11 protein-coding genes are annotated in these 11,077 nt (G+C 64.8%); 1 reads left to right on the top strand and 10 read right to left on the bottom strand.

Annotation, left to right across the window (positions count from 1 at the left end; genetic code table 11):
- Window positions 1–418: 418 nt before the first annotated feature.
- The 10 genes from HL671_RS32745 to HL671_RS32700 form a co-directional block, all read right to left on the bottom strand.
- Window positions 419–2,158, bottom strand: coding sequence for a nitrilase-related carbon-nitrogen hydrolase (locus HL671_RS32745; RefSeq protein ID WP_172242283.1), 1,740 nt, complete (start codon window positions 2,156–2,158; stop codon window positions 419–421).
- A gap of 11 nt (window positions 2,159–2,169) precedes the next feature.
- Entirely contained in the window at window positions 2,170–3,159 is a 990-nt protein-coding gene (locus HL671_RS32740) for an acetamidase/formamidase family protein (RefSeq protein ID WP_012043337.1), read from the bottom strand.
- Between the two features lie 39 nt (window positions 3,160–3,198).
- Complete coding sequence (locus HL671_RS32735) at window positions 3,199–3,915, bottom strand: ABC transporter ATP-binding protein (RefSeq protein WP_012043336.1); 717 nt, start codon at window positions 3,913–3,915, stop codon at window positions 3,199–3,201.
- Window positions 3,908–4,624 carry an ABC transporter ATP-binding protein gene (locus HL671_RS32730; protein WP_172242280.1) on the bottom strand — a complete coding sequence of 239 codons (717 nt, stop codon included), beginning with the start codon at window positions 4,622–4,624 and terminating at the stop codon, window positions 3,908–3,910. Before HL671_RS32730 ends, HL671_RS32735 begins: the two co-directional genes overlap by 8 nt.
- Window positions 4,624–5,688, bottom strand: coding sequence for a branched-chain amino acid ABC transporter permease (locus tag HL671_RS32725; RefSeq protein ID WP_012043334.1), 1,065 nt, complete (start codon window positions 5,686–5,688; stop codon window positions 4,624–4,626). Before HL671_RS32725 ends, HL671_RS32730 begins: the two co-directional genes overlap by 1 nt.
- Window positions 5,689–5,699: 11 nt before the next feature.
- The gene (locus tag HL671_RS32720; RefSeq protein ID WP_012043333.1) at window positions 5,700–6,572 is read right to left on the bottom strand and encodes an ABC transporter permease subunit; all 873 of its coding nucleotides are present in this window, start codon (window positions 6,570–6,572) and stop codon (window positions 5,700–5,702) included.
- A gap of 94 nt (window positions 6,573–6,666) precedes the next feature.
- On the bottom strand, window positions 6,667–7,905 hold the full coding sequence (locus tag HL671_RS32715; protein ID WP_172242277.1) for an urea ABC transporter substrate-binding protein: 1,239 nt from the start codon (window positions 7,903–7,905) through the stop codon (window positions 6,667–6,669).
- 9 nt (window positions 7,906–7,914) lie between these two features.
- A complete protein-coding gene (locus HL671_RS32710; protein ID WP_012043331.1) occupies window positions 7,915–8,580 on the bottom strand; it encodes an ANTAR domain-containing response regulator in 666 nt (221 codons plus the stop codon).
- A complete protein-coding gene (locus HL671_RS32705) occupies window positions 8,577–9,737 on the bottom strand; it encodes a transporter substrate-binding domain-containing protein (RefSeq protein ID WP_172242274.1) in 1,161 nt (386 codons plus the stop codon). Before HL671_RS32705 ends, HL671_RS32710 begins: the two co-directional genes overlap by 4 nt.
- Window positions 9,738–10,024: 287 nt before the next feature.
- The gene (locus HL671_RS32700; RefSeq protein WP_172242271.1) at window positions 10,025–10,252 is read right to left on the bottom strand and encodes a hypothetical protein; all 228 of its coding nucleotides are present in this window, start codon (window positions 10,250–10,252) and stop codon (window positions 10,025–10,027) included.
- 267 nt (window positions 10,253–10,519) lie between these two features.
- Between HL671_RS32700 and HL671_RS32695 the strand changes: the two genes are divergently transcribed.
- The gene (locus tag HL671_RS32695) at window positions 10,520–10,945 is read left to right on the top strand and encodes an NUDIX hydrolase (RefSeq protein ID WP_172242268.1); all 426 of its coding nucleotides are present in this window, start codon (window positions 10,520–10,522) and stop codon (window positions 10,943–10,945) included.
- Window positions 10,946–11,077 lie beyond the last annotated feature (132 nt).

Raw genomic sequence — 11,077 nt, 5'->3', positions numbered from 1 at the left:
CCACGTTTCTCTTTCTTCATCTTCACTTGTCAAACAGCCCGCACTTGTTAGTTCGCGAACTACATCGCAGAGAACTAATTAGTGCAACTTCTCTGGTCTCTTTCGCCGTCGAAGTCTCCGTTGCCGGGGCGCTTCACATAGCTGATTTTGAGAGACCGTCAAGAGCTTTTCTGAAGAAAAACTCAGGAGCCAGTCGGAAGAAGAAACATCAGAGAAAACAACGTTGGTCCCGAAAGTCGGGGGCCTCAGTCATCAGTGATGTCCGGCTGGCGTGGTGGTGAGATAGTGCGATGCCGCATCCCGTGCAAGAACTTTTTGCGACGGCTGTGAAGAAATGTGGACAGCGTGGTCGCACCCCGCTCTCCGCCCCCTCACACGCCGTTCTCGTTCCATTTTGAGACGGAACGTGCGCGCAGCGTCAGAAATTGCTCGCGCTTGGTTGCACCAGCGCACGATAGGACTGCGGCATGCGCATGCAGACGAGATCCTTCCGCCGAACGACGTTGGTCGGATAGACGCTGTCGAGATTGCTGGTGTCGATCTCCGCCGTCGCAATCCCCTCCTCGCCCTCGATGATCGCCTCACGACGCGGAAACGCGAACGTATCCGGACCGAACACGCCGCTCAGCCCGGGATAATCATTCGCGGCGTCGCACACATTCGCGAATGCGAAGTAGGCGTTGTTCTCGCCACCGCGAACGCGGAAGTGATGCCAATGATGCGGATCGGCGCCGGTCGGGATCGGCGCAGGCTGCGCGACCTCCGTTCCCGCATGCGCCGCACTGAAGGTGCCCTTCACCGCTGCAGGACAGACGATCAGGTCACAACCGCGCAACGCCAGCACCCGGCCCGCCTCCGGAAAGGCAGCGTCGTGGCCGATCAGCACACCGATCCGCCCTATCGGCGTATCGACGACGGCCCATGAATCTCCCGCACTGGCCCAGCTGCGCTCGGCGGTCGTGAGATGCGTCTTGCGATAGGTTGCGATTTTACCGTCGGGCGTCACCAGGACGGCTGAGTTATAGATGGTGTTCCCGTCTCGTTCCGCAAGTCCGCAGACCAGTGTGATCCCCTGCCTTGCTGCGATCTCGGCGAGCTGGGCCGTGATGCGGCCCGGGATCGGCTCCGCCGCGGCGGCCGGATCGGTCAGCCCTGTTGCCGCAAGCTCCGGAAACACCACCAGTTCGGCAGCATCGGCCTTGGCGGCGGCCGCGAGATCCGCAATCCGCGCCAGATTGGCGGCGCCATCCGACGTCGGCGCGAATTGCGCGACGCTGATGCGCGAGCGTTTGCCTGCCGGCCACGGCTGATGGCCGTACAGCCCGAAGAAATCGCGCGGGTTCCAGCTGTAGGTGTTGGTGAGCAACTCCGGATACAGTTCCGGCCGGCGCTGCGCGAACACCGGCTCGCCGAGCACGCGCCGCGCCCTGGCCGCAGCGAGATCGACCTCGGCGAAGGCAACGCCGTCGCCCTTGTCGATCACCGCAGCCAGCGTACCATCGGGCGCGATGACGCAGCTGCCGCCGGAGAACTGCACGGTGCGTTCCAGCCCCCAGCGATTACTCTCGACCACATAGCAGGAATTCTCGAAGGCCCGGCTGATCCAGTATGGCGCCGGCGTTCGCTCGGCCAGCCAGTTCGAGACGTGGCAGATGATGTCGGCGCCGCCGAGCGCCATCAGCCGCGCGGTCTCGACGAAATGGATGTCCATGCAGATCAGGAGCGCGATGCGGCCGATCGGCGTCTCGAACACCTGGTTGTGCAGGTCGCCAGCCGCCGCCCATTTCGGCTCGGAGATGTAGGGATGGGTCTTACGGTGCCGGCCGATCACACCATCGGGGCCGATCAGCACCGCGCTGTTGTAGTAGATGTCGTCGTCATCGACCTCGGGCATACCGATCACGACATAGCAGCCGTGCCGCTTGGCGAGCGCCTCGAAGCGGTGCGTGGTCGCGCCCGGCACCTTCTCGACGAACGGCGCCACCTCGGCGCGGTCGTACCAGCAATAGCCGGTCGTGCCCATTTCCGGCGTCACGATCAGCTTGGCGCCGGACGATGCGGCCTGCTCGCACAACGCGAGCAGGCTCTCGATATTGCGCTCCTTCTCGGCCAATGTCGGCTCGAACTGGACGGTAGCGACCTTGTATTGCAACGACATCGCTTGTGACCTCAGACCAGGAACGATTTCTTGATGGAGGCGCCAAGCGTGTATTTCGGATCGACCATGTTGCCGAGCCGGACGCGCCCGGCCTGGGTCAGCAACATGTAGGCGTCGATCTCCTCAAAGCCGTAATCGGCGGCCATCCAGCGGCACAGCTCGCGATAGGCGATGCGCGCTGCATCCTCCATCGGCCGCGCCGAGCCGATGGTCATGATGAAGTCCTTGGTCTCCAATCTCGGCCAAGCGATGTGCCAGCCCTTGATCAGGTCGACCTGCACGGTCGTCACGGTCGGATGCTCGATCGCGACGCCGCACAATTCGCCGTCGCCCTGCGCGGCGTGACAATCGCCGAGATACAGCAGCGCGCCCTTGGTATTGACCGGCAGATAGATGACCGCGCCGGTGCCGACATCCGGCAGGTCCATGTTGCCGCCATAGTAGTCCGGGACCAGCGAGGAGATCGCCTCGATCTCCGGCGAGGTGCCGATGGTGCCGATGAACGGCTCATAGGGCAGCGTGATCTTGTCGTTCCATCTGGTGCCGTTCTCGGCCGTGATTTCGAGCTTTTTCACCCGCTCCGGCAACGCCGGATTGAGCAGCGCGGTGTTGCCGGTCGAGACCAGCCCGCCGAAATCCGGCATCACCACGGTGGTGCCCCGCGGCTGCGGCCCGCGCGGCACGATGCTCTCGATATAGACCGCGAGCGTATCGCCCTTCTCGGCGCCGTTGACGTAGATCGGGCCGTTCTGCGGATTGAGGAACGGGAAGTTCAGGATCTTCGACGGGCTGTCGCTCTCATGCTTGATCGCGCCCTCGAACGCGTCATGGGTCTCGGCGGACACGACGGCACCGGGATCGACGGTCAGCACCGGATCGACATAGGGACCGTAGACATAGTGATACTTGCCCTGATCCTTCTCGGTGATGAAATGGTGCGCGCCGCGCACACCCTTGGCGACGCCCTTGCGGGCCATGATCGACTCCGACTGCCAGGCCATGCTCGTTCTCCTTGTGCTCGTTATCAGCGTTTCTTTGCCTCAGACCGCGAGGTGGCGGCGCATCTCGGCGGCGTCGTCGAGTGCCTCGCGCGCGAGGCTTGCGGTGATGCGGCCCTTGTCCATGACGTAAGCGCGCTGCGCCATGGCGCGGATCATGTCGAGGTTCTGCTCGACCAGGATGATGGTGACGCCGGTCTTGCGGTTGAGCTCGACCATGTTGCGGGCGATGTCCTGGACGATGTTCGGCTGGATGCCCTCGGAGGGCTCGTCGAGCAGGATCAGATGCGGATCGGCGATCAGGACACGACCGATCGCGAGCTGCTGCTGCTGGCCGCCGGACATCGTGCCGGCGCGCTGGCTCCAGCGCTCCTGCAGGATCGGGAACGCGTCCACCACACGCCGGCGCCCCTCCTCCGGAATGCCGCCGCCCTTGATCGCCGCTCCGACCGCCATGTTCTCGCCGACCGTCAGCCGCGGAAACACGTCGCGGCCCTGCGGCACATAGCCCATGCCGAGCCGCGCGCGCTTGTGCGCCGGCAATTGCTCGACGGCCTCGCCGCGATAGACGATCGAGCCGCTCATGGCCGGCACCAGCCCGATCAGGCTCTTCATCAGGGTCGATTTGCCGACGCCATTGCGGCCGATCACGGCGACGATCTCGCTTTCGCGGACCTCGATCTCGAGGCCCTGCAGCACCGGCTTGCCGCCATAGCCGGCGCGCAGACCCAAAGTGGTGAGGATGACTTCCTTACGCATGCGCCTGCCCCAGATAGATCGCCGCGACGCGCTCGTCGGCCACGATCTCGTCGATCGAGCCCTGCGCGAACACCTGGCCGAGATGCAGCACGGTGACGCGCTGCGCGACCTGGCGCACGAAGGCCATGTCGTGCTCGATCGCGAGCACCGTCATGCCGGCGGCGTTCAGCCGCCGCACCATCTCGCCGGTCAAATGAGTCTCCTCCGGCGACATGCCGGCGGTTGGCTCGTCGAGCAGCAGCAGCCGCGGCTTCAACGAAATCGCCATGCCGATCTCCAGCCACTGCTTCTGGCCGTGGCTGAGATTGCCGGCGAGCTGCGCCTGCTCGGCTTCGAGATTGAGAAAGGCGAGCAGGCCTTCGATCTCCTTGTCGAGCGCAGCCCCATGCAGCCGGCTCTGCAGCGCGATCTCGAGGTTCTGCCGTACCGACAGGCTCTTGAACACGCCGGGCACCTGGAACTTGACCGAGAGGCCGCGGCGGATTCGGGCGAAGGATTTCAGCGCGGTGATATCCTCGTCGGCGAACCAGATCTGGCCGCTGCCGGGATGGTGCTCGCCGAGGATCAGCCGGAACAGCGTGCTCTTGCCGGCGCCGTTCGGCCCGATCAGGCAGTGGATCTCGCCCTGCTCCAGCACGAGGTTGACCGAATTGGTCACGTGCAGGCCGCCGAAATGCTTGTTGAGGTCGCGCAATTGCAGCAACGCCATCACGCGGTCTCCTGCTTGCGCCGCGCGACCCGCTTCGTGACCCAGGTGATAAGGCCGAGCACGAGGCCGTTGGGCGCGATCAGCACCGTCAGCACCAGGAGCACACCCATGAAAACGAGCGCATATTGGCTGCCATAGATGGTCAGCGCCTGAAAGCCGGAGAGCACCACCAAGGTACCGATGATGGTGGCCGTCAGATCGCTGCGGCCGCCCACGGCGACCCAGATCAGCGGCAGTGAGGCCGCCGTCATGCCCATGCTGGAAGGCGTGATGTACTGGCCCCACACCGTGTAGAGCACGCCGGAGAGGCCGGCGAGCGCCGCGCCGATGACGAAGGTGATCAGCTGATATTTGCGGATGTCATAGCCCAGCATCTCGGCCCGCTCGGGATTTTCCCGGATCGCGACGATGACATTGCCGAACGACGAATTCATCAGGATGCGCAGCGCCAGATAGACCAGCACGAGCATGGCGAGCACGACGTAATACAGCCCGACATCGGCGAACAGCACGATCGGCCCGCCGAACCACGGAATCGTCAGTGGCGGCATCGCGCTCATGCCGTTGAAGCCGTTCAGCCGGGCGGCGCCGATGCGCCATTCCGGGCCGGCGGTCTGGGCCATGAAGCGCTCGAGCATCAGGGTCACGGCGAGCGTGACGATGCCGAGGAACACGCCGCCGATGCGGCCGAAGAACATGAAATAGCCGAGCAGCGCCGCCACCAATGCGGCCATGCCGATAGCGAGCAGCAGCGCGATCCAGGTGAAGCCGTAGGACGCGCCGAAATTGATGGTGAGGATGCCGTAGCCATAACCGGCGATGCCGAAGAACGCGGTCTGGCCGAATGACAGCGAACCGCCATAGCCCCAGATCAGGCTGAGGCTGAGCGCGATGAACACCCAGACGAAGAAGTAGACGGTGTTGCCGACCGTGTAGCCGTCGCTGAACAGTGGATAGGCCAGCGCGCCGGCGAGCACGAGCGCGAACAGCGCCCAGAAAGCGGGACCGCGGCCGAGCGTCTGCGGGCCTTCGAGACGACGAAACAATCCGAGAAATCCGGTCATCGCGCCGCTCCTCAGGTCCGCTCGCGCAGCACGAAGCCGGAGATGCCCTTCGGCAGCACCCGGACGACGATGATGACGGCGATCAGGAGACCGATCTGGCCGAACAGCTGGCCCTGCCAGGAGGTCATGCCGGATTTCACGATCGCAAGAATGCCGCCGGCCGGCGCGGTGCCGAGGAAGACGTCGGCGCCGCCGATCACCACGGTGACGAAGGCCTCCATGATGAAGGTCGCGCCCATGGTCGGCACCAGGGTCATGGTCGGCGCGTAGAGCCCGCCGGCGAGGCCGGCGAGCCCTGCCCCGCAGGCAAAAGTGAGGCTGTAGATCAGCCGGGTATCGACGCCGAGCGCCGCCGCCATATGCGGCACCTGGATGGTGGCGCGCGCGAGCACGCCGAACCGCGTCCAGTTGAACAGCGCATAGAGCGCGCCGAGCACGGCCAGCGCCGCGACGAACAGCACGATGCGGTAGATCGAATAGGAATAGGCGCCGACCTGGAAACTGCCGAACGGCGTGCCGACGCCGGCCATGGTCGACCCGACCATGATCAGGGTGCCCTGCGTCGCGATCAGACTGAGGCCCCAGGTGGCGACGATGGTATCGAGCGGACGCTCATAGAGATGGCGGATGACCAGCAGCTCGACCAGCACGCCAACGCAGGCCGAGGCCAAGGTGCCGCAGAGAATGCCGAGCGGCAGCGGCAGGCCGGCATGCACGGTCGCCGCCGTGACATAGGCGCCGCACATGATGAACTCGCCATGGGCGAGATTGATCACGCCCATCATGCCGAAGATGACCGCGAGCCCGCAGGCCGACAGCACCAGGAACGCGAATGCGTCGCCGAACTGGTAGAGCGCAGAGAAAACCAGGGTTGCGATGTCCATGTCTTCGATCAATGTGGGAGCGGAAAGATGTGCGTGACGATCGGGAGCGAGCCGCTCCGGCGTGAGGGGACGCCGGAGCGGCCGCGGCCGCCGGTCAGGGCTTCGGCGGCGGATTCGACGGCGTGTATTGCGCCATCGGATCCTTCTTGGTCAGGTCACAGCCGGCCTCGCCCAGCCAATACGGCTTGATGTCCTCCCAGATCTTCGGGAACGAGATCGAATGGTCGGCGCCGACCTTGGCGAGGTAGATGGTGTGCGACATGTGCTGGCTCTTCGGGTCGATGCAGACCTTGCCTTCCGGCGCGTCCATGCAGACGTCGCCCATCGCGATCACCTTGCGGATCTCGTCGCGATTGGTCGACTTCGCCCGCTCCACCATCTGCTTGTAGAGATAGACCGCGAGGTAGGAGTTCTCGGCCTCCTGGTTCACATAGGGCTCGCTGGGGAACTTGGCCTTGAACTTGGCGTAGAACTCCTTGCTCTTCGGCGTATCGATCTCCTCGATGTAGTTGGTGGTGACGTACATGTCCTTGAGGCTCGGCGGCTTGAAGCGCTTGTGCTCATAGCCCTGGCCGACATTGACCGACGAGGCCATCGGCAGGTTGACGTTGGCGGAGGCCGCCTGCTCGTAATAGGAGGCCTGCGCGGTGCCGACCAGCAGGGTCACGACGAAGTCGGGCTTGGCTTTCTGGATGTTCTGGATGCTTTGCGAGAACTGCGACACGCCGAGCGGGATGAACTCCTCGCCGGCCATCTCGCCGCCATTCTCCTTGACGATCTTGCGCACCCACTCGGCCGAGATCTGGCCGAAATTATAGTCGGCGGCGAGCGTGTAGACCTTCTTGCCGTAGGTCTGCATCATGTAGGGAATGAGCGTCGAGAACTGCTGCTCGGGAACGGCGCCGGTCACCACCATGTGGCCGTCGCAGACGCCGCCCTCATACTGGTTGTTGTAGAAGGCGAAGCCGTTGAACTGGTCGACGATCGGCCGGTAGGCCTCGCGCGAGGCCGAGGAGAAGCCGGCGAACACGACATCGACCTTGTCCCGCTGCAGCACGCGGCGCATGAACTCCTGGTAGCGCGTGTTGTCCGACTGGGTGTCGTAGGTCACGAGCTCCAGGGGACGGCCCATGATGCCGCCCGACTTGTTGATCTCCTCGGCCGCCAGCTGGATGGCGTGCACCTTGCCGATGGTGGCGGCGGCGAAGTCGCCGGACTGGTCCTCCAGCACGCCGAGCTTGATCGGGTTTTCCGCAGCATAAGCGCCTGACGCGAAGACAAGCGTCCCCGTGAGGGCCGCGGCGCGCAGCCCCCGCAATCCAGATCTGGTCATGTGATGCTCCTACATCGCTTGTTTGTTGACGCCTTGCAGCGTGATGCTGCTCGGGCGTTCCGGCGTATCGGGCGGCCTCGCCCGTCTCTTCAGGAACTCCTCGCAATAGAGCTCCAGACTTTGCCGCGCCCGCATGCTGTCGCGGCGAAGCGCGGAATAGGCGTCGTCGTCGTTGAGACCTGTCTCCTGCATCAGGGTCACGACGGCACGGATCACGGCCCTTCGGCCGCGCCGGCGGCTCTCGAGGTCCTGCAGCTTCTCATACATGTCGGTGCGCAGCAGGAACTGGTTGATGCCGAGGAACAGCGCGGTGTAGACGGCGCCGCCATGCACGGGCTTGCGCAGGAACGAGGTGGCGCCGAGATTGACCAGCGCCTTGAGCCGGCTCGGCGCCTCCACGCCGACCAGCCCGATCACCGGAACGGGCGGCAGTTTCGACGCCGGGTTGACCTCGATGGCGACGGCGCCTTCGAGGTCGCCATCGATGAACAGGATGTCGCGCTCCGGCTGCAAGACGCCGACGTCGAGCTGGGCGCGGCCGTCGACGATCTCGGGATAGTCGCAGGCGACGCCGAGCTTGGCGAGGGTCGTCTCCAGCGTGGTCTCCCACCCTGCCCGCCGGGTGATCACCAGCGCGCGGCCACCCTTGAAGTTCTGCAGCAGTCGGAAGGTCATGACTTCACCATTCGGAGCAGCGGAGGACGCATGGATGTCGCGAAGCGCGGCGACGACTGCACGAGATAGGGATCGGGCGCGATCGGCTGCCGCGCTTCCAGCAGCAGCTCGAACTGACCGTCGCGAGACGAACGGCCGATCCGCGGCGTCAGCCAGGCATGATAGGTCTGCGGATCGATCCGCACCTCGCCCTGCGGGGCTGGCAGACGCTGATTGGCGACGGCACAGCGCACGAAGCGCGACTCGTCGGTGCCCGCCTGGGCGAGCGTCGCGGCCAGCAGCTTGACCGCGATATAGGACGCCTCGGCATCGGCCGAGACCACCGGACCATCGGGACAGGCGCGCGAATAGGCCCGCAGGAAGGCCGCATTCTCCGGCGAGTTCAGCGAGGAGAAGTACACGCTGGAGGACAGGTGGCCGTCGACCGCCTCGGTCCCGATCTCCTGCAGCTCCGGCTCCGACAGCGTGCAGCTCGCGACCGGGATGTCGTTCGCCTGGTCGATTCCGGCGGCGCGACAGGCTGCGCGGAACGCCCGGAAGAACGCATAGGCGCTGGTGCCGATCAGGTTGTTGAAGACGAAATCCGGACGCTGCTCGAGAATGGCCGCGATCACCTGGTCGAACTCGGTGTCGCCGACCGAGAGATAGCGCTCGGCCAGCACGCTGCCGCCGCGGGCGCTGAGCGCCTCGCGGAAGATGCGGTTGTTCTCCCAGGCCCAGATGTAATTGGAGCCGACGCAGAACGCGCGCTTGCCGACGCGTGAGGCCAGATAGTCGACCAGCGGCAGCACGTGCTGGTTCGGCGCCGCGCCGGTATAGATGACGTTGTCGGAGCTCTCGAAGCCTTCGTAGTGCGACGGGTACCAGAGCAGCCCGTCGAACTTCTCGAAGCAGGGAATGACCTCCTTACGACTCGAGGAGGTGTAGCAGCCGACCACCTGGCGGATGCCGGAGCCGAGGAGGTCGCGCGCCAGCGCGCGATACTGCGCGAGATCACCGGCCGGATTGACCACCACGGGCTCGAGCGCGATCGGGCCGTCGCCGGCGTTGATCTCGGCGAGCGCGAGCTGCGCCCCGTTCAGCATCGAGCGCGCGACGACGCTGTACGATCCCGTCGTCGAGAACATCACCCCGATGCGATACGTCGTCCGTGTCATCCCGCATCCCAAAACAAAAAAACGCCCGCCGGCCGTGAAGCCGAGGGCGCCCTCGCCACCAACCAAACACGCTTCAAACAGCGCGGCGTTGGAAATGGTTTGATCGTGTTGCGTCTACGGGCCGCTGTGCCCAACGCGTGGACAGTACGGTCCCTTAGAACGCATATCCTGTCAAGCGCGTTATTGCAGCGATGCCTGCACCAATTCAGGCTCGCATGCAGCAAATCTATGCAGGTGCGACACTCTTACCTCGCGACGCTGTCCCCATCACGCTGCGCGCGGCGGGTTCAGCGCGACCGCGGCGGATTGCTGCGCGCCGGAGCGGTCAGGAAGCGATCGAGCTCGGCAATCGCTTCCGCTTCGCGCGCCCGTCTCAGCTGGCGGGCCTGCTCGATTCCCGGCGGAAGGCGCTTGGCCTGGTCACGCGCCTCCCGCGCCGTCTGCAACAGGCGCTCACCCAGCGACATCGTCTGCTTGACGCGCCGTCTTCGTTTTTTCTGAGTCTCGACGTCCATGCTATGATGACCCGGCTTCGATCCTGACGCAGATACAACCCTAGATCATCGACCGGGACCTGCAGCTACATAAGTGAATCCGAAATCCACGACGTGCTTTGAACCGATGCGATGCAGCGGGCCTGGCCTCCGGCGGGCTCTGCAGCCCCACATTAGCGCCGGGGGAACGGTCGATTCGTATCAAATGATGCGGACCAGCCGCGCGCGCCGGTGGCGAAGGAACCAATCGCCAGCCGCCCGGTTCGAGCCGCAGTGAAAGGGGGTCTCATGAAGCATAAGCAATTCGCCGCCCTGCCCTTTCGTATCGAGGCTGCAGAACTCAGCATCCTGCTGATCACCACGCGCCGGAAGCGGCGCTGGTCGGTGCCGAAGGGATCGCCGATGCTGCGCAAGCGTGCGCATCGGGTGGCGGCGATCGAGGCCTATGAAGAGGCCGGGCTGCGCGGCAAGATCGGCCGCCAGGCGCTCGGTCGCTTCAGGCACAATAAGCGCAAGGGCAAGCGCAAGATCGCGTGCGAGGTCAAGCTCTATCCGCTGAAGGTGACGAAGCAGCACGGGCGCTTTCCCAAGCGCGGCCAGCGCAAGCTGGTCTGGCTGCCGGCCTCGGCAGCCGCGCGCCGCGTCCACCATCCCGAGCTGCGGCGGCTGATCCAGGGCTTCTCGCGGCTGAAGCAGCAGCGCAAGCGGCGTTGATCGGCGTGAACCAACCGCGTCAACGCCGAGCCATTGCAGATAGTCGCTGCGCGACTTGATCCCCGGAAGGTCGTACCGGCCATCATTGTCGCTGTCCGGCAACGAGATCAGCGCGATCTCGTCGATCACGGC

This window comes from Bradyrhizobium denitrificans (assembly GCF_013179005.1).
GTDB classification, from domain to species: Bacteria; Pseudomonadota; Alphaproteobacteria; order Rhizobiales; family Xanthobacteraceae; genus Bradyrhizobium; species Bradyrhizobium denitrificans.
The sequence above is the reverse complement of the archived record's forward strand: the minus strand, read 5'-3'. Positions and strand labels throughout refer to the sequence as shown.